Annotated in this window: 17 protein-coding genes, 1 other RNA gene and 1 pseudogene; 10 read left to right on the forward strand and 9 right to left on the reverse strand. The window is 72.5% G+C overall.

What is annotated here, in order from left to right; all coding sequences use genetic code 11:
- Nucleotides 1-404: 404 nt before the first annotated feature.
- From GTY58_RS30610 to GTY58_RS30620, 3 genes are read left to right on the forward strand one after another with little or no spacing between them, the layout of a single operon-like run.
- A complete protein-coding gene (locus GTY58_RS30610; RefSeq protein WP_010987272.1) occupies nt 405-1,262 on the forward strand; it encodes a MaoC/PaaZ C-terminal domain-containing protein in 858 nt (285 codons plus the stop codon).
- A gap of 44 nt (nt 1,263-1,306) precedes the next feature.
- Nucleotides 1,307-2,383, forward strand: coding sequence for a Zn-dependent alcohol dehydrogenase (locus GTY58_RS30615; RefSeq protein ID WP_010987273.1), 1,077 nt, complete (start codon nt 1,307-1,309; stop codon nt 2,381-2,383).
- Nucleotides 2,384-2,418: 35 nt separating this feature from the next.
- Nucleotides 2,419-3,393 carry a 3-oxoacyl-ACP reductase gene (locus tag GTY58_RS30620; protein ID WP_010987274.1) on the forward strand — a complete coding sequence of 325 codons (975 nt, stop codon included), beginning with the start codon at nt 2,419-2,421 and terminating at the stop codon, nt 3,391-3,393.
- Between the two features lie 143 nt (nt 3,394-3,536).
- Here GTY58_RS30620 and GTY58_RS39860 read toward each other — a convergent pair whose 3' ends face one another.
- Together GTY58_RS39860 and GTY58_RS30625 are read right to left on the reverse strand one after the other, a co-directional pair.
- Nucleotides 3,537-3,701, reverse strand: coding sequence for a hypothetical protein (locus GTY58_RS39860; RefSeq protein WP_010987275.1), 165 nt, complete (start codon nt 3,699-3,701; stop codon nt 3,537-3,539).
- 48 nt (nt 3,702-3,749) lie between these two features.
- Nucleotides 3,750-5,081: a hypothetical protein gene (locus GTY58_RS30625; RefSeq protein ID WP_010987276.1), complete on the reverse strand. Its 1,332-nt coding sequence runs from the start codon at nt 5,079-5,081 to the stop codon at nt 3,750-3,752.
- A gap of 273 nt (nt 5,082-5,354) precedes the next feature.
- On the opposite strand from GTY58_RS30625, the gene GTY58_RS30630 reads away from it, so the two are divergent.
- From GTY58_RS30630 to GTY58_RS30640, 3 genes are read left to right on the forward strand one after another with little or no spacing between them, the layout of a single operon-like run.
- The gene (locus GTY58_RS30630; protein ID WP_010987277.1) at nt 5,355-6,218 is read left to right on the forward strand and encodes a Nif3-like dinuclear metal center hexameric protein; all 864 of its coding nucleotides are present in this window, start codon (nt 5,355-5,357) and stop codon (nt 6,216-6,218) included.
- Nucleotides 6,215-6,958 (forward strand): C4-type zinc ribbon domain-containing protein, encoded by a 744-nt coding sequence (locus GTY58_RS41740; RefSeq protein WP_062804698.1) that lies wholly within the window; start codon nt 6,215-6,217, stop codon nt 6,956-6,958. The genes GTY58_RS30630 and GTY58_RS41740 overlap by 4 nt, the downstream gene beginning before the upstream one ends.
- Nucleotides 6,959-6,970: 12 nt before the next feature.
- Entirely contained in the window at nt 6,971-8,284 is a 1,314-nt protein-coding gene (locus GTY58_RS30640) for a bifunctional RNase H/acid phosphatase (protein WP_037645584.1), read from the forward strand.
- A gap of 109 nt (nt 8,285-8,393) precedes the next feature.
- Here the strand turns inward: GTY58_RS30640 and eda are convergent, their stop codons facing one another.
- Entirely contained in the window at nt 8,394-9,053 is a 660-nt protein-coding gene (gene eda, locus GTY58_RS30645; RefSeq protein ID WP_010987280.1) for a bifunctional 4-hydroxy-2-oxoglutarate aldolase/2-dehydro-3-deoxy-phosphogluconate aldolase, read from the reverse strand.
- A 96-nt stretch (nt 9,054-9,149) separates the two neighbouring features.
- Nucleotides 9,150-9,950, reverse strand: coding sequence for a peroxide stress protein YaaA (yaaA, locus tag GTY58_RS30650; protein ID WP_010987281.1), 801 nt, complete (start codon nt 9,948-9,950; stop codon nt 9,150-9,152).
- Nucleotides 9,951-10,404: 454 nt separating this feature from the next.
- On the opposite strand from yaaA, the gene GTY58_RS30655 reads away from it, so the two are divergent.
- The 4 genes and pseudogenes from GTY58_RS30655 to rnpB all read left to right on the forward strand — a co-directional run bounded on the left by GTY58_RS30655 (nt 10,405) and on the right by rnpB (nt 14,182).
- Entirely contained in the window at nt 10,405-11,829 is a 1,425-nt protein-coding gene (locus tag GTY58_RS30655; RefSeq protein WP_042494581.1) for an RNB domain-containing ribonuclease, read from the forward strand.
- Nucleotides 11,830-11,935: 106 nt separating this feature from the next.
- On the forward strand, nt 11,936-12,763 hold the full coding sequence (locus tag GTY58_RS30660) for an AraC family transcriptional regulator (RefSeq protein WP_037645590.1): 828 nt from the start codon (nt 11,936-11,938) through the stop codon (nt 12,761-12,763).
- Between the two features lie 82 nt (nt 12,764-12,845).
- A pseudogene (locus tag GTY58_RS30665) lies at nt 12,846-13,562 on the forward strand (DMT family transporter); the annotation flags it as partial.
- Nucleotides 13,563-13,776: 214 nt separating this feature from the next.
- Nucleotides 13,777-14,182: RNase P RNA component class A (gene rnpB, locus GTY58_RS30670), an RNA gene on the forward strand.
- 187 nt (nt 14,183-14,369) lie between these two features.
- On the opposite strand, the gene GTY58_RS41010 is transcribed toward rnpB, so the two are convergent.
- From GTY58_RS41010 to GTY58_RS30690, 5 genes are all read right to left on the reverse strand, one after another.
- The gene (locus GTY58_RS41010) at nt 14,370-14,666 is read right to left on the reverse strand and encodes a DUF6087 family protein (protein ID WP_037645591.1); all 297 of its coding nucleotides are present in this window, start codon (nt 14,664-14,666) and stop codon (nt 14,370-14,372) included.
- Nucleotides 14,667-14,711: 45 nt separating this feature from the next.
- Complete coding sequence (tgmC, locus tag GTY58_RS30675) at nt 14,712-15,875, reverse strand: ATP-grasp peptide maturase system methyltransferase (protein ID WP_010987285.1); 1,164 nt, start codon at nt 15,873-15,875, stop codon at nt 14,712-14,714.
- Nucleotides 15,872-16,831 carry an ATP-grasp ribosomal peptide maturase gene (tgmB, locus tag GTY58_RS30680; protein WP_037645792.1) on the reverse strand — a complete coding sequence of 320 codons (960 nt, stop codon included), beginning with the start codon at nt 16,829-16,831 and terminating at the stop codon, nt 15,872-15,874. The genes tgmC and tgmB overlap by 4 nt, the downstream gene beginning before the upstream one ends.
- A 5-nt stretch (nt 16,832-16,836) precedes the next feature.
- Nucleotides 16,837-17,097: a putative ATP-grasp-modified RiPP gene (gene tgmA, locus GTY58_RS30685; RefSeq protein WP_010987287.1), complete on the reverse strand. Its 261-nt coding sequence runs from the start codon at nt 17,095-17,097 to the stop codon at nt 16,837-16,839.
- A gap of 232 nt (nt 17,098-17,329) precedes the next feature.
- On the reverse strand, nt 17,330-17,536 hold the full coding sequence (locus GTY58_RS30690) for a hypothetical protein (RefSeq protein ID WP_010987288.1): 207 nt from the start codon (nt 17,534-17,536) through the stop codon (nt 17,330-17,332).
- Nucleotides 17,537-17,542: the final 6 nt, after the last annotated feature.

The following is a 17,542-nucleotide window of genomic DNA, read 5'->3' on the forward strand; positions in this document are numbered from 1 at the left end:
GCTCCCCGTTCCCCGTTCCCCGTCGCCGTTCCCCGCCCCTGCTCCCCGTCCGCCGCCCCCGCTCCCCGTCCCCTGTCGCGCCGTCCGCGCGACGCGGCGGACGCGTCCCCGGTGTCCCCGTGGGTTTCGTCATGGGTACGACGCTACGAGCCGGGAGGCGGGGGCGGCAGATGCGCTTGTACGGAATCCGCCGGGACAAATGTCATGGGTGCCGGAACCCGCGCGCCGCGATCTGACATGGTGTCAGGAGCCTTCACAAGTAATGGGCGCTGGGCTATACAAGGGGTCGCCGTACTGGAACGCGTTCTAGAACAGGCGGGTTCCCCGGCCCAGTGACGACCTCGGTGCGGCCGACGGTGCGGACGGCCGCACCGAGGTCTTACGCACTAGTGATCAGGAGCCCCATGCCCATCGACGCAGCCAAGGCCGTCGCCGCGGAACCCCGGTCCGCCGAGATCTCCTGGGACCACAAGGACGTACTGCTCTACCACCTGGGCCTCGGCGCGGGCATCCCGGCGACCGGCCCCGACGAGCTGCGCTACACCCTGGAGTCCCGGCTGCACGTGCTGCCCAGCTTCGCCACCGTCGCGGGCGCCGGCTCACCCGGCGTGATCGGCGGCCTGTCCATGCCCGGCGTCGACGTCGACCTCGCCCGCGTTCTGCACGGCGGCCAGACCGTCGAGCTCCACCGCCCGATCCCGGTGACGGGCACGGCGAACGCCACCTCGCGCATCGCGGCCGTCTACGACAAGGGCAAGGCCGCCATCCTGGTCATGCGCACCGAAGTCTCCGACGCCGAGGGCCCGTTGTGGACGAACGACGCCCAGATCTTCGTCCGCGGAGAGGGCGGCTTCGGCGGCGACCGGGGCCCGTCCACACGCCTCGAACCGCCGGTGGATGAGCCCACCGCCGTGGTCGAGCGGCCGATCCGCGAGGACCAGGCCCTGTTGTACCGCCTGTCCGGCGACTGGAACCCGCTGCACGCCGACCCCGAGTTCGCGAAGCTCGCCGGGTTCGACCGGCCCATCCTGCACGGATTGTGCACCTACGGCATGACGCTCAAGGCGGTCGTCGACACCCGCCTCGCCGGGGATGTGACCCGCGTCCGCTCCTACCGCACGCGCTTCGCCGGGGTCGTCTTCCCCGGCGAGACGCTGCGCATCCGCATGTGGCAACGGGACGGCCAGGTCCAGGTCTCGGTGACGGCCGTCGAGCGGGACGACGCCCCCGTGCTGGCCGACACCGTCGTCGCCCACTCCTGAGCCCGGTACGTCCGTACGTCCGTACACCCGAGGGGAGCCGCACCATGCGCGCAGCCGTACTGCACGAGATCGGCCAGGACAAGCTCGAAGTCCTCGACGACGTCGAGTCGGTGGGCTTCGGGCCCGGCAGGGTGAGGATCCGGGTGCGGGCCACCGGACTGTGTCACTCGGACCTGTCCGCGATGAGCGGCGTACTGCCGCAGCCCGCGCCGTTCGTACCCGGGCACGAGGGCGCCGGCGAGATCGTCGAGGTCGGCGAAGGCGTCAGCCACCTGAAGCCCGGCGACCGGGTCGTCGTGTGCTGGCTGCCCGCCTGCGGGGTCTGTCCCGCCTGCAAGCGCGGCCAGAGCCAGCTGTGTCTGGCCGGGTTCATGAACGCGGGCACGCCCAACTTCAGGCGCCCCGGCGGTGATGTCTTCGGCTTCGCGGGCACCGGCACCTTCGCCGAGGAGGTCGTCGTCGACGCGGGCAGCGCCGTGCCGATCCCGGACGACGTGCCCTTCGACATCGCCGCCCTCATCGGCTGCGGGGTGACCACGGGACTGGGCGCCGCCCTCAACACCGCGGACGTGGCGGCCGGTTCGTCGGTCGCCGTCATCGGCTGCGGCGGCGTCGGCATCTCCGCCGTCCAGGGCGCCCGCCTCAAGGGCGCGGCCGAGATCGTCGCCGTCGACCCGGTCGCCTCCCGCCGTGAGTCCGCGCTCAGGTTCGGTGCCACGCAGGCGGTGTCGCCGGACGAGCTGGCCGCGGCCAAGCAGGCGGTGACCGGCGGCGAGGGCTTCGACTACGTCTTCGAGGTCGTCGGCAGGTCGGCCACGGCCCGGACCGCGTACGAGAACACCCGGCGCGGCGGCACACTCGTCGTCGTCGGCGCGGGCGCGCTGGACGACTTCCTCCAGCTCAACATGTTCGAGCTGTTCTTCGACGAGAAGCGGATCCTGCCCTCGATGTACGGCGGCGGCGACGTGCTGCGCTCGTACGAACGGACCATCGCGCTGTGGCGTGCCGGACGCATCGACCTGGAGGGCCTGATCACCCACCGGGTGCCGCTCGCCGAGATCAACGAGGCCCTCGACCAGATGCGGACGGGCACCGCCCTGCGTACCTGCATCGAGATCTGACCCGCATTCGACCGCCACCACCGCTAAGGACCCTGATGTCACTGCCACTTGAGGGGCTGACCGCGATCGTCACCGGCGCGGGGCGCGGGCTCGGCCGGGCCGAGGCACTGGAACTCGCCCGGCTGGGCGCCGTCGTCGTCGTCAACGACTACGGGCAGCCCGGACGGGACGGCTCCGGCGCGGCGTCGGGCACGCCCGCCGAGGAGGTCGCCGCCGAGATCCGCGCGGCGGGCGGCCGGGCCGCCGCCCACACCGGGGACGTCGCCGACCACGAACAGGCCCGTGCACTGGTCGAGTTGACGGTCGCCGAGTTCGGAAAGCTGGACATCCTGGTCAACAACGCGGGCATCCTGCGCGACCGGATGATCTTCTCGATGTCCGAGGACGAGTGGGACTCGGTCGTCCGGGTGCACCTCAAAGGGCACTTCAACACGACCCACTTCGCGTCCGTGCACTGGCGAGCACGCTCCAAGGCGGCCGACGGGCCCGTGTACGGACGGATCGTGAACACCTCGTCGGAGGCGTTCCTGGCGGGCTCGGCGGGCCAGCCCAACTACGCCGCGGCGAAAGGCGGGATCGTCGGGCTGACCACGTCCACGGCCCTGGCGCTCGCGAAGTACGGCGTGACGGCGAACGTCATCTGCCCGCGCGCCCGGACCCGTATGACGGAGGACGTGTTCGCGGGTTTCGCGGAACCCGATGAAGGGCTGGACCCGCTCGCGCCCGCACATGTCGCCCCGCTCGTCGGCTACTTGGCCTCGCCGGCCGCCGCGGGCGTCAACGGGCAGCTGCTCGTCGTGCATGGCGGCATGGTCGCGATCGTCGAACGGCCGCGGGTGGCAGCCAAGTTCGACACCAAGCAGGACACGTTCACCTACGACGAACTGGATGCGCTGCTCACCCCGCACTACGCGGACCGGCCGAAGGGCGAGACGTTCGCCGCGGTGGAGGTGCTGGGGCTCAGGCGGGGCCGGGACGCCGCGGTTTCCCCGGCCTCGCCGGGTCGCTGAGCGGCCGTCCGACGGTCGAGCAGGAGGGAGCGATACCCCCCTGCTCGAGCCGGGTCTTCCTCCGCGTGCCATGAGTCAGTACAGGTGCTGACTCGATACAGGTGCTGACTCGATACAGGTACTGACTCAGTACCTGGGCTGACTCAGTGCCAGGGGTCCGCCTGGTAGTCGGACGGCTTGCGGTGCCGGCCGCGAGGGGTTGCCTCGTCGTCCTGTGCGGAGACCGGACCCCGGTGCCGGCCGTGGCCGTGATCTGCGGCTTCCTGAGCCTCGGGCAGCGGTGGACAGGTGGTGCTGGTGTCGTTCATAGGAAGTGTTCACCCCGTCAACAAGATCCTTCGTACAGCCGGGTGAGTCTATCGGGCTGCCACGGCGGGAGTTGGGGTGGCGGGGGGTGTCTCGGCCGGAAGCGGGGAGTGTTCGGCGTGCGGCGGCGCCGGCTCCTCGGGGTGGGCCGGTGCGGAGGGTGCGCTGCGTCTCAGCAGGCGGCCCGCGAGCGAGGCCTGTTGCAGGGGCACCGGACGCGGGGCGGCAGGACCCGAGGGATCCGGGGCCTGCGGCTCGGGCGGCGTATGTCCTGCCGTCGGCGCGGCCGGGCCGTACCGCTCCGGATCTCCCGGGCCCGTCCCCGTCGGTGCCGCCACCCGCGCCACCCCGCAGGGCACCGCCGCCGTCGCGAACGGCAGATGCAGCACCCCGTCCTCGGTCCACAGCCCGGTGCCCGCCAGCCACCCCTCGGGCGCCGGAAGATGGTGGATCTGGCGTTCGGCGGGGCGCCACACCCCCACCCAGCTGCCCGCCGGGCCGTCGACGCGCAGGGCCACCGCACAGCGCTCCGGCGTCAGCACCTGCCCCGGCTGGATGGCGAACGGTGTCAGCACGAGGGGCGCGCCCCCGTTCACGCCGAGGGGGGACGGAGGGCCCGTCAGCCGCAGGGACTCCGGGAAGCGGACCGGCAGCGTGCTCCCCAGTACGCCCCAGCCCAGCCGGTCGTGTCCCGGCGACGGCGCGTCCGAGCGGATGAGCAGCAGCCCGCTGTCGGCGTCCGCGAGGAGCAGCCGGTCGTCGCTGTGCTCCGCGATCTGGAGCAGCGGCGACATCTCGCCGCCGCGCTCCAGGTCGACCACGACCGTCTTCGTACGACCGTTCAGCGTGCGGTCCAGGGCCAGCAGCCGTCCCGTCGCGTCCAGCCACACCCCGCCCGAGCAGTGCCCCGGCACCTCGGCCAGATGCTCGGGCCCGAACGCGCCGGCCGCCACCAGCCACACCGCCGTGGAGCCACCGCCCACCGCGAGGGCGTACGCCCGGTCCCCGCCCGGCGCGGGCGGCAGCAGCCGCAGCCGGGTCCCCTCGTCCGGGCACTCCACCGCGCCGAGCGGCAGCTCACCGGTGGCCGGCCCCGTCGGATACAGCAGCGAGAACGTGTGCCGCCGGTCCGCGACACGGTGGATCAGCACCCGCCCGTCGGACATCGGCAGCACCTCGGTGCCGGGCTCCTCGGGCTGGTTGCCCGGCAGCGGCACGGCGTACGGCTCGGGGCCGTCCAGCGTCCAGCGCTCCGGAAACCAGGACTCGCCGTCCAGCGCGAGGCGTGCCGCGTAGGACCCGTCAGCGGTGATCACACATCCGGGCCGGGCGCCCCGCTCGTTCCCGCTCTCCGCCACAGACTCCCAGGCACAGACCGTCATCGTTCGGTCACCTCCGGCGACGAAGCTAGTTTTCGTACGCACAGACGTGAGAGGGGCGGGCGGTCATTTCACACATAAGGGTGCTGGTCTCGCGATTCGCCTGTGGAAACGGGGGCGGGTGTGCTCGACGGGGAGCGTGCGACGCGTTCCGAGCTCGCCCCGGTGCGGTTCACACGCCCTCCGGGGCCTTCGGCGGCGGGTGCCGGGCCGGTGAGCCGGGTCGATGCACCCGCGACCGGCGGGACAGGGGCGCAGGGCAGGTAGCCTTTCCCCGTGCCCCGTCTGTCTGAAGTCATCGCCGCGCTCGAGAACCTGTGGCCCGCCGAGTGGGCCGAGTCCTGGGACGCGGTCGGCACCGTCGTGGGCGACCCCGACCAGGAGGTCGCGCGGGTCCTGTTCGCCGTCGACCCCGTTCGGGAGATCGTCGACGAGGCGGTGCACCTGGGTGCCGACCTGCTCGTCACCCACCACCCGCTCTATCTGCGCGGTACGACGACGGTCGCGGCGTCCACCTTCAAGGGCCGCGCCGTGCACACCCTGATCAAGAACGACATCGCGCTGCACGTCGCCCACACCAACGCCGACCGCGCCGACCCGGGAGTCAGTGACGCCCTCGCCGGAGCGCTGGACCTGCGTGTCGTACGGCCCCTCGTGCCGGACCCGGGCGACCCCGACGGCCGCCGGGGACTCGGCCGCGTCTGCGCACTCGACCACCCGGTGACGGTGCGCGAGTTCGCCGCACGCGCCGCCGCACGGCTGCCCGCCACCGCGCAGGGCATCCGCGTCGCGGGCGACCCCGAGGCCCTCGTCCGTACGGTCGCCGTCAGCGGCGGCTCCGGCGACAGCCTCTTCGACGACGTACGCGCGGCCGGCGTCGACGCCTTCCTCACCGCGGACCTGCGCCACCACCCGGCGTCGGAATTCATGGCGGACCGCGCCCACAGTCCTCTCGCGCTGCTCGACGCGGCGCACTGGGCCACGGAATGGCCCTGGTGCGAGCTGGCAGCCGCCCAGCTCGACGAGATTTCCGACCGCCACGGCTGGGACCTGCGGGTCCATGTGTCGAAGACGGTCACCGACCCCTGGACCGCCCACGCGGCGTCCACCACCACTGATTCCCTTGGAGCCCCCAACTGAACGCCGCGCCCGCCGACCAGATCCGACTCCTCGACGTCCAGGCCCTCGACGCCCGCCTCCAGCAGCTCGCCCACAAGCGGAGGTCGCTGCCCGAGCACGCCGAGATCGAGTCGCTGAACAAGGACCTCACGCAGCTGCGTGACCTGCTGGTGGCCGCTCAGACCGAGGAGAGCGACACCTCCCGCGAGCAGACCAAGGCCGAGCAGGACGTCGACCAGGTGCGCCAGCGCGCCGTCCGTGACCAGCAGCGCCTCGACTCCGGCGCCGTCACTTCCCCGAAGGACCTGGAGAACCTCCAGCGCGAGATCGTCTCGCTCGCCAAGCGACAGGGCGACCTGGAGGACGTGGTCCTGGAGATCATGGAGCGCCGCGAGTCCGCGCAGGAGCGGGTCGCCGAGCTGACCGGGCGCGTCTCCTCCGTGCAGGCGAAGATCGACGACGCGACGGCCCGCCGGGACGCGGCGTTCGAGTCGCTGGACGGCGAGGCGGCCTCGGTGACGAAGGAGCGCGAGGTCATCTCGGCCTCGGTCCCGGCCGATCTCCTGAAGCTCTACGACAAGCTGCGCGCTCAGCAGGGCGGCGTCGGCGCGGCCCGCCTCTACCAGCGCCGGTGCGAGGGCTGCCACATCGAGCTCAACATCACCGAGCTGAACGACGTCCGGTCCGCGCCGCGTGACACCGTCGTCCGCTGCGAGAACTGCCGCCGCATCCTGGTGCGCACGTCCGACTCCGGTCTGTAAGAGGACTGCGTGGTGCGGGAGTTCATCGTCGAGGCCGACGGCGGTTCCCGGGGCAACCCGGGGCCCGCGGGCTACGGCGCCGTGGTGATCGACGCGGCGACGGGCGAGACGCTGGCGGAGACGGCCGAGTACATCGGCGTCGCCACGAACAACGTGGCCGAGTACCGGGGGCTGCTGGCCGGGCTGAAGGCGGCCCGCGCCCTGGACCCGGCCGCCCGGATCCGCGTCCGCATGGACTCCAAACTCGTGGTCGAGCAGATGTCGGGCCGATGGAAGATCAAGCACCCCGACATGAAGCCGCTGGCGAGGGAAGCGGCGGCGGTCTTCCCGCCGTCACAGGTCACGTACGAGTGGATTCCGCGCGAGCGGAACAAGCACGCCGACCGGCTCGCGAACGAGGCGATGGACGCCGGCAAGCGGGGGGAGCGGTGGTCCCCGTCGACGTCCACCGCGGAACTGTCCGCCCGGACGCCGGCCCCCGCGGCCCCCGAGCCGACGGGGCCACCCGGAGACGCGGCGGCGGGCGCGGCCAGGGCTCGGGCGGCGCTGGCCGGTGGACGCGTGGCGACGAGCCCTGCGGTCCCTGAACCGGGCGGCACCGCTGCCGACACCGGCGCGCGGGCCGCGCGCGATGTTGCCTCCGTGCCGGCCGATGCTGACGTGCGGGCCGCGCGCAACGTCGCGTCCCCGCCCGCCGACCTCGGCGCCCCCGCCACCTTCGTGCTGTTGCGGCACGGGGAGACCCCGCTGACGCCGCAGAAGCGGTTCTCGGGGAGCGGTGGCAGTGATCCGGCCCTCTCCGACGTGGGCCGCCGGCAGGCCGAACTCGTCGGTGCCGCCCTCGCCGCACGCGGCACCATCCAGGCCGTCGTGTCCTCGCCGCTGGCCCGCTGCCGCGAGACCGCCGGGATCGTCGCCGCCCGCCTCGGTATCGAGGTGAGCGTCGAGGAGGGGCTGCGCGAGACCGACTTCGGCGCCTGGGAGGGGCTGACCTTCGGCGAGGTGCGCGAGCGCCACCCCGAGGACATGAACGCCTGGCTGGCCGACCCGGAGGCCGAGCCCACCGGCGGCGGGGAGAGCTTCGCCGCCGTCGCCCGGCGCGTCGCCACCACCCGCGACAAGCTCCTCGCCGCGTACGCGGGCCGCACGGTCCTGCTCGTCTCGCACGTCACGCCGATCAAGACCCTCGTACGACTCGCCCTCGACGCGCCCCCGCAGTCCCTGTTCCGGATGGAACTGTCGGCGGCCTCCGTCTCGGCCGTGGCGTACTACGCGGACGGAAACGCGTCCGTGCGTCTGCTGAACGACACGTCGCACCTCCGCTGAGCCGGCGGGGCGTCGCGCTTCCGCTGAGCCGGCGGGGCGTGCCGTTTCCGCTGGGCCGAGGGGGCGTCGCGCTTCCGCTGGGCCGACGGGGCGTGCCGTCTCCGTCGGGTCAGCGGCCCAGTGCCGCCGCCTCGCGCGCCAGTTCCTCGATCCGCAGCCAGTCCCGCGCGGCCACCGCGTCCCCGGGCAGCATCCAACTCCCGCCCACGCAGCCGACGTTGGGCAGCGCCAGGTACGCGGGGGCGGACGCGAGGGCGATCCCGCCCGTCGGACAGAAGCGCGCCTGGGGCAGTGGCCCGGCCAGCGACCGCAGATAGTCCGTACCGCCCGCCGCCCGCGCCGGGAAGAACTTCATCTCCCGCACCCCCCGCTCCAGCAGCGCCACGACCTCCGACGTGGTCGACACCCCCGGCAGGAACGGCAGCCCGGACCCCTGCATCGCCGCCAGCAGTTCCTCCGTCCACCCGGGACTGACCAGGAAGCGGGCGCCCGCCGCCACGCAGTCCGCCACCTGCGTCGGCGTGATCACCGTGCCCGCCCCGACCACCGCGTCCGGGACTTCCGCCGCGACCGCCCGGATCGCGTCCAGCGCCGCCGGGGTCCGCAGCGTCACCTCGATCGCGGGCAGGCCGCCCGCGACCAGCGCCCGGGCCAGCGGTACCGCGTCGGCGGCGTCCTCGACGACCACCACGGGCACGACGGGAGCGAGATCCAGCACGGACGCGCGCGGCGAGGAGGGCAGCTCGGCGGGAGGCAGCGGTGAGGTCATGGCCTCATCCTGCCCATGGTGTGCAGCACGCGCAAAGGGTGTTGCACATGCTGCAACGGCGCAACGGTGCAGCGGTGCAGCGGTGGGTGGTGCGGGTCAGTGGATCTCCGTCACCACCACGTCCAGCGCCCAGGCCTTCCCCGCCTTCGCGGGCGCCTGCGCCTCCACCGCGTACCCGAGGTCCCGCAGGGCCTCCACCAGCTCCGCCGGGTTCTTGGGGGCGGTCCCGGCCGCGAGCAGGGAGCGGACGATCTTCCCCTTCGTCGCCTTGTTGAAGTGGCTGACCACTGAACGCTTCTCCACCCCGTTCACGATCTGGGAGTGCAGCACCCGCACGGTCGCCGTCCGCCCCGCGACCTCCCCCTTCGGCTTCCACGCCGCCGCGTACGCGGCGGAACGCAGGTCGAGCACCAGCCCGCCCCCGGCCGCCTCGGGAAGCGCCGACTCCATCGGCGTACGCCAGTGCGCGCCCAGCGCCCCGAGTCCCGGCAGCTTCACGCCCATCGAGCAGCGGTACGAGGGGATGCGGTCGCCGATGTGCACGGCACCCCACAGGCCGGAGAAGACGAGCAGCGACCTGCCCGCGCGGCGCTTGGCCGCCGGGTCCAGCGAGGCCAGGTCCAGGGCGTCGTACAGGACGCCGGTGTAGATCTCCCCGGCGGGCCGTGCCCCGGCCGTGCGCAGGCCGGCGTTCTTGGCGACCTCGCCGCGCAGGCCCTCGCTCAGCCCGAGCACCTCGCGTGCCTTGTCCTCGTCCGCCGCGCACAGCTCGACCAGTTCGTCGAGCACGGCCTCGCGCGCCGCGCCGAGCGACGGCAGCGACAGCGACTCCGGCTTCAGCGGGGCGCCGCGGCCGGAGGCGGCCTTGCCTTCGGAGGGCGGCAGCAGGACGAGCACGGGTTCTCCTCGGGGCGTGGTGCGGGGGCTTGCGCCAGATTAATGGGTGCGGTCGAGACGGGTTTGCACGCGGGGGCGGAGGCCTTCTGCCGGGGGTGGAGGTCTGGTGCTCCGGGGCTGGAGGTCTTGTGCCGGGGGTGGCGGCCCGGTGCCGGGGGTCGAGGTCTTGTGCCGGGGGTGGCGGCCCGGTGCCCCGGGGTCGAGGTCCTCTGCCCGGCGGTGGCGGTCCGGTGCTCCGGGGACGGAGGCCCCTGCCAGGGCGGCCATCCCGCGCCGGGAGGGGAGGCGGTCCCGCGCCGGTGGGGCGGCGCCCCGGACGGGCGGGCGGCGCCGCAGACGGGCGGGCCGGAGGTCCCGGCGGGCGGCCCGAGGCCCTGGCGGGCGGCCGGAGGCCCGGGGTGCCGCCCCCACCCGCCCCCGCCAAAACGCTCGAACCCAATGCCCCGCCGCCAAAATCCGCGTCACCGGCGCCCCCGAGGCCCCGCTGCGGGCCGCCCTCGGCGCGCTGCGCACCGAACTCGGGGTGCCCGGGACCTTCCCGCCGGAAGCGCTCGCCGAGGCGGAGCGGGCCGCTACGGCCCCCGTACCGCCGTCGTACGACGCGACCGACATCCCCCTGTTCACCATCGACCCGCCCACCGCCACCGACCTCGACCAGGCGATGCACCTGTCCCGGCACGGCGGCGGCTTCCGGGTGCGGTACGCCATCGCGGACGTCGCCGCCTTCGTCGTACCCGGCGGTGCCCTGGACGCCGAGGCCCACCGCCGGGTGAACACCCTCTACTTCCCGGACGAGAAGGTCCCGCTGCATCCGCCCCGGCTCGGCGAAGGCGCCGCGAGCCTGCTCCCGGACCAGACCTGCCCGGCCGTCCTGTGGACGATCGACCTCGACGCGGACGGCCGTACCGCGGCGGTCGACGTCCGCCGCGCCCTCGTCCGCAGCCGCGCCCAGCTCGACTACGAGGGCGTACAGAAGCAGATCGACACGGCGACGGCCGAGGAACCGCTCGCCCTGCTCGAGGACATCGGACGGCTGCGCGAGAACCTCGAGATCGAACGCGGCGGCATCTCCCTCGACGTGCCCGAGCAGGAGATCGTCGAACACGACCACACGTACGCACTCGCCTACCGCGCCCCGCTGCCCGCCGACCGCTGGAACGCACAGATCTCCCTCCTCACCGGGATGGCCGCCGCCGAGCTGATGCTCGCGCACGGCACCGGCATCCTGCGGACACTCCCGGCCGCCCCCGACGGCGCGGTCGGCCGGCTGCGCCGCACCGCCCACGCCCTGCGCGTCGACTGGCCGCACCACGTCTCGTACGCGCGGCTCATCCGCTCCCTCGACCCGCGGCTGCCGCACCACGCGGCCTTCCTCCTGGAGTGCACGACGCTGCTGCGCGGCGCCGGCTACACCACCTTCCGCGACGGCGCGCTCCCCGCGATCACCACCCACGCCGCCGTCGCCGCGCCCTACGCCCACTGCACCGCCCCGCTGCGCCGCCTCGCCGACCGGTACGCGTCCGAGATCTGCCTCGCGGCCGTCGCGGGCCAGGCGCCGCCGGACTGGGTCCTGGCCGCCCTCGACGACCTGCCCAAGGAGATGGCCGACGGCAGCCACCGGGCCGCCACCGTCGAGCGGGAGTGCGTCGACATCGTCGAGGCCGCGCTGCTCAAGGACCGCGTCGGCGACGTCTTCGACGGCTGCGTGGTCGACGTGAAGGAGCGCGAACCCACCGTCGGCACCGTCCAGTTGGAGTCTCCGGCCGTCGTCGCGCGTATCGACGGCGGCACTGCGAAGCTGCCGCTGGGGGAGCGGCTGCGGGTGCGGCTCACCCAGGCGGACCCCGGTACGGCCAAGGTGCGCTTCGCACCTGCCTGACCACGGCCGGCCCGCCCACATCCCGCGGCATGGAACGAGGGCCTCCGGACGTTGCACCCCTGCAGCAGGTGCGACATGCACGTGGGTGGGACAGGAAGGACGCCAGGTGAGCGCACGTGAGCAGGCCCTGTGGACCCGGGCGCACCTCGGCCGCTGCGGGCCGCCGCTCGACCTGCTGACCGCACGCTTCGACCAACACCGCTACGCCCCGCACGCCCACGAGGAGTTCACCATCGGCGTCTGCGTCGGCGGCTCCGAGATCATCGACTACCGCGGCGGTCACATCCGCACCGGCCCCGGCTCCATCGTCGTACTGGCCCCCGGCGAGATGCACACCGGCGGCCCCGGCGCCTGCGACGGCTACGCCTACCGCGCCCTGTACGCACAGACCCCACTGCTCACCGACGGCACCCTGGGCGGCCTCCCGCACTTCCGCGAGCCGCTCCTCGACGACCCGGAACTGGCCGCCGCCCTGCGCGCCGCACACACCGAACTCAGTCTCTGCCCCGACCCGTTGGAGGCCGAGTCCCGGCTGCCGTGGCTGCTCACCGCGCTCGCCCGGCGCCACTCCACGGCCCGCCAGGTCAGCGACACGGTGCCCGGCGCGGGCCACATCGCACACGCCGTCCGCGACCGCCTCGCCGACGAACTCACCACCCCGCCCTCCCTCGCCGACCTCGCCGCCGACCTGGGCCTGTCCCGCTACCAGCTGCTGCGTGCCTTCCGTACGACGATGGGGATACCGCCGTACGCCTGGCTCGCCCAGTACCGCGTGGTCCGGGCCCGCGGGCTCCTGGAGTCCGGGCTGCGACCGGCCGAGGTCGCCGGCCTGGTGGGGTTCGCCGACCAGGCCCACCTCACCCGCTGGTTCCGCCGAGTGCTGGGGGTGACTCCGGCGGCGTACCGCAACAGCGTTCAAGACAGGGGGTGCTGACGCGGCCGACACTCGCCGCATGACTGCACGCGGCTGGTTCCTGTTCTCCCTCATGGGAGTCCTCTGGGGCATTCCCTATCTGATGATCAAAGTGGCGGTGGACGACATGTCCCCGTCGATGGTCGTCTTCACGCGCTGTGCCCTGGGCGCGGCCCTGCTCCTGCCCTTCGCCGTACGGCAAGGAGGACTGACCAGGGTCGTACGGGCGCACTGGCGGCCCATGCTGGCCTTCGCCGTCGTGGAGATCATCGGCCCCTGGTGGACGCTGACGGACGCCGAACGCCATCTCTCCAGCTCCACGGCGGGGCTGCTGATCGCGGGCGTCCCGATCGTGGGCATCCCGCTGGCCCGCTTCTTCGGCGACACGGAGCGGCTGGGGGCGCGCCGGACGACGGGTCTTGCGCTGGGCCTGGCGGGCGTCGTGGTGCTCACCGTCCCCCATCTGACCGGCGGTGACGCCCGTTCGCTGGCCGAGGTGCTGCTGACGGTGCTGGGCTATGCGACCGCGCCGCTGATCATCGCGAGGTACCTCAAGCCGGTGCCGACGCTCCAGCTGATAGCCCCGTGCCTGGTGCTGGCGGCGCTGGTGTACGCGCCGGCGGCGGCTCTGACCCGGCCGACCGCGGTCCCCTCCGCGTCGGTGCTGGCCTCGCTGGCGGGCCTGGGCGTGATCTGCACGGCCCTGGCCTTCGTGGTCTTCCTCGAACTGATCCGCGAGGCGGGCCCGACCAGGGCGATGGTGTTCACCTACGTGAATCCGGCGGTGGCGGTGGCGGCCGGGGTGGCGCTCCTGGACGAGCCGCTGACGGCCGGGATCCTGGCGGCCTTCGGCCTGATCCTCCTGGGGTCGTTCCTGGCCACGGCGGCCACGAGTCCACGACCGGACCCCGCCCCCGCATCCGCCCCCGTATCCGCCCCGGCATCCGCTGTGGTGGCCGCCTCGGGACCGACCTCGGGACCGACCTCCGGCGCGAGGCGGGTCGCGCGCCCGGTAGCATGGTCGACACGGCAGACGAGCCGGGCGGACGGCCGCGTGGGGGTCCTTGAGGACCTCCCCGAGGAACGTCCGGGCTCCACAGGGCAGGGTGGTGGCTAACGGCCACCCGGGGTGACCCGCGGGACAGTGCCACAGAAAACAGACCGCCCGGCGCTTCGGCGCCGGGTAAGGGTGAAACGGTGGTGTAAGAGACCACCAGCGCCTGAGGTGACTCAGGCGGCTAGGTAAACCCCACCCGGAGCAAGGTCAAAAGGAGCCGCTGTGAAAGGCGGCTCTGCGCGGACGTTCGAGGGCTGCCCGCCCGAGTCCGCGGGTAGACCGCACGAGACCGGTGGCAACGCCGGTCCTAGATGGATGGCCGTCTCCCCGGCCGCCGCGAGGCGACCGGGCGACAGAACCCGGCGTACAGCCCGACTCGTCTGCCCCTCAGGGCTTCTGACCAGTAGAAACGCAGGTCAGAGGCTTTTTCCATGTATGGGCGGGTCTCGCTGGACTCTGGTCCGCTCCGGTTCAAACGGGACCGTGCGACGACGTACGTAGCCACGAAGGTAGCCATGCCTCGTGGCGTCGGGGATCTTTCTGGATTGCGGATGAAGCTCGTTACCGGGACTATCGCGGGGCCTGAGGCTTCCGGTGCCTGCCGGTTCCGGGACCGAGCTTCGGCGCCGACCCCGAGGCTGGGGCGACCTTGTTATCGGGGTACAGGATGCGCTGTGCCTCGGCGAGGTTCACCGCGAAGCCGTGGAACTCCCAGATGTGCCCGTTCCATCGCTCGATCACGCGCGGTGCGTCAGGATTCAGATGCGCCCCCTGTAGGCCTTTGCCAGGGACGAGAGGGGCCGCGCGGAGCTGTCCCCTCTTCATGTCACGGCGCTTGACCCATTCGGAGAGCGGTTCGTCGTCCATCGTGCTACCTACGGGCTGGGGGCGGCTCCCTCGGAGGATAGCGGTTCAGGCGAGCCGGTGTTCCAAGCGCAGCGACGGGCAGCTGTCGATCCAGTACTCGTGGGACTGGTCGGTGACGCGGAGTCGCACCGCATCGATATCCGGAGCCCCGGCGTCCTGCCAGGCGACAACGGAGCGTTCGATGCCGTCCCACAGAGCCACGGGGCCGCCCTGGCGGACGGTCCAGCTCTCGCCGTCGGAGATGAACTCGACGAACGATTCCCGCTCCGGATCGAACAGGTACCGCAAGGGCGAGCCGTCGCTGCGGGCGGCGCGGACGAACTGCGCACCGGGTGCGGCGAGCTGCGCGAGGAACGCGGGCATCCACTCCTCCAGGACGAGGGGAGACACCAGCGCGGGCCGCCTACTGTCCGCGTAGGCGGTGCGGGCGGAGAGGTCGCCGGCCAAGGGCGTCACTGCCTGGGACCGTGCCTGCATGAAGGAGGAGCGTGCGATGATCGCGCCCTCGGCGGTGCCGTTATCGCAAACGGTGACCTTTGCGAGACCGGTTCCCCAGGGCCAGGAGCCGACCGTGCTGAGGACGATGCCACCGGGCTTCGTCTGCCGGACCCATGTGTAGGGGATGCGACGCACCGCGCAGGTGGCGATGACCCGGTCGTACGGTGCCCGGTGCGGATGGCCGAGAAGCCCGTCGCCCGTCACCGTCCACGTCGAGTAGCCGACGGACTCCAGGGCGGCATCGGCGCGTGCCGCCACCTGCGGGTCGACTTCGACCGTGGTGACGTTGTCCTCGCCGAGGTAGTGGCACATCAGGGCCGTGGAGTAACCGGTGCCCGTGCCGATCTCCAGGACGCGGTGTCCCGCCGTGAGGTCCAGGGCCTCGATCATGCCGATGACGGTGGTCGGGTCGGTCGAGGACGACGTGGGCACGCCCACGACGGGTCCGCCGGCCCGGTCGGCGGTGAGGTGGCCATCCAGCTGGGTGGTGAGGGTGTCGACGCTGTACGCGATCTTCAGCCACTCGTCCGGGGCGGTGCCGAGGGCGGTGACGGGCCGCCAGGTCCGCCCCTCGTCGAGGAAGACTCCAGGATGGAGGAACTGCTCGCGGGGGATGGTCTCGATGGCCCCGCGCAGCCAGGGGGACTTCAGGACGCCCTTGTTCGAGAGCACGGCCGCCATACGGCGCCGCTCGGATGCCGGGTCGGTCATTGGCGGTCTCCTTGCACGAGTAGGTCGGCGAAGGCGGCGGACATCGGGAGGCCGGTCTCCTTCTCCAGCCACCCCCACTGCCCGTTGGGATTCAGCTCCAGCCACCAGTAGACCCCCGCCCGGTCCACCGTGAGGTCGAAGCTCCCCGATACCAGCTCCAGGCGGTCCAGGTAGGCGTGCAGTGCCTTGTCCACGCTGTCGGGGAGGTGTTCGACGGTGTACGTCAGGACGCTGTAGTCCCTGCGCCAGTCCAGCAGTTCGGAGTCGATACGTACGGCGAAGGTGTGCTGGCCCACGATCAGGACGCGGAGGTCGGTGACCTTGTCCACGCGGGCCTGGAACAGATGCGGGGTGATGCGAACGTTGTCGTCGATCTCGTCGGCGGTGACGGGGTCGGCCCAACCGGTCACCGGCACGCCGTCGCGCGTGTACGGGGTCCACCGCAGCGTCTTGAAGATCACGTCTCCTTGAGTGCGGATGAACTCGCGTGCCTCGGCGGGGTCGTTGGTGACGAGGGTGGTCGGGATGGTGAAGCCGAGCTGCTGGGCGAGGGCGAGCTGAGCGGGTTTGTAGTCGGCCGCGGCGATGCGTAACGGGTGGTTGACCCAGAGCGGGTGGTCCAAGGCGTAGAGGGTGCCCCCGAGCCCGTAGCGGACCTGCGCCGCCGCGAAACGGGAGTCGTCCGGGGACAGGTGGGGGAACGAAGGCCACTCCGGGCGGCGCCAGTACACCGATCGGACGCGGGTCAGGTCGGCGGTTCTCGACGAGGTGCGCACCTGCCCGACCACAGGGGCCGGGCAGGTGCCGAACCGAGCCGACACCGTGAGGCCCTCGCCGATGTCGGCGAGGTTGAACCGGACCACCGGCACATCGCGCCGGTTGAGCTCGGTGATCACCATGTCGGCGGTGATGTCGTCCGCCTCGGTGGCCACCAGAACCGGCCTCTCGTCGGTCATGGTCATCAGTCCTGGCTGCTGTCCTGATCGTGACCCTGATCGTTCTTGGAGTCCGAGTTCGTCGTCGTGGAGGTCTCAGTTCCGGAGCTGGTGCCGTGCTTGCCCATCTCGACTACCTGGCCGGCGCGGTCGCGGAACACCCCGAGTTGCGTCGTGGGGTCGATGGCGACCGTGGCGTGGGGCTGGCGGATGGTCGTCGGGTAGGGCGCGAGTCGGCCCACACCCCACGGTCGCGTGGGGGCGGGGAGCGCGACGGAGGCGGTCATGGGACTCCTTGGGTTGAAAGTGGCGTGGTGAAAAAAGCCGCTCACCCAGACGCGGGACGTCTCCGCAGGCAAGGGCCTGATAGGGGTGAGCGGGGCTTGAACGTCTGCCCCCACGAGGGGCAGAGCTGGCTGTTCTCCTCCTGGCACTCCCTGAGCTGGGGGTGGGGGAGGGATCCGGCACTGTTCTCCGCCCGCGCCGGTACGGTGCGGACGGCGATCCGTGGACACCGCCTCAGAGGCGAGCCGCCTGGATGTTGCCGGCTGCGGTCGTCCACTCGACGCCACTCTCGGGCCGGATGCGCGCGACCCGGACAGTGCCGTGGCTGTGGAGCTCGTGCGTGACGGCGACGAGAACGCCCTCCCCGCGCGAGGCGACGTCGCGGACGTTCGTGTTCAGGAGCGGGTGCTGCTCGTAGCCGTCGGGCCCGACTGGGTTCACGTGTCC

Origin of the sequence: Streptomyces sp. SID5469 (assembly GCF_009862865.1) — a bacterium.
Classification (GTDB): Bacteria; Actinomycetota; Actinomycetes; order Streptomycetales; family Streptomycetaceae; genus Streptomyces; species Streptomyces avermitilis.

Coding starts and splice junctions, on each gene's coding strand:
- eda (WP_010987280.1), bottom strand. CDS start 9,053: ATGACCTCACCGCTGCCTCCCGCCGAGCTGCCCTCCTCGCCGCGCGCG.
- GTY58_RS41010 (WP_037645591.1), bottom strand. CDS start 14,666: ATGGACGACGAACCGCTCTCCGAATGGGTCAAGCGCCGTGACATGAAG.
- tgmA (WP_010987287.1), bottom strand. CDS start 17,097: ATGACCGCCTCCGTCGCGCTCCCCGCCCCCACGCGACCGTGGGGTGTG.
- tgmB (WP_037645792.1), bottom strand. CDS start 16,831: ATGACCGACGAGAGGCCGGTTCTGGTGGCCACCGAGGCGGACGACATC.
- GTY58_RS30620 (WP_010987274.1), top strand. CDS start 2,419: ATGTCACTGCCACTTGAGGGGCTGACCGCGATCGTCACCGGCGCGGGG.
- GTY58_RS30625 (WP_010987276.1), bottom strand. CDS start 5,081: ATGACGGTCTGTGCCTGGGAGTCTGTGGCGGAGAGCGGGAACGAGCGG.
- GTY58_RS30610 (WP_010987272.1), top strand. CDS start 405: ATGCCCATCGACGCAGCCAAGGCCGTCGCCGCGGAACCCCGGTCCGCC.
- GTY58_RS30615 (WP_010987273.1), top strand. CDS start 1,307: ATGCGCGCAGCCGTACTGCACGAGATCGGCCAGGACAAGCTCGAAGTC.
- GTY58_RS39860 (WP_010987275.1), bottom strand. CDS start 3,701: ATGAACGACACCAGCACCACCTGTCCACCGCTGCCCGAGGCTCAGGAA.
- tgmC (WP_010987285.1), bottom strand. CDS start 15,875: ATGACCGACCCGGCATCCGAGCGGCGCCGTATGGCGGCCGTGCTCTCG.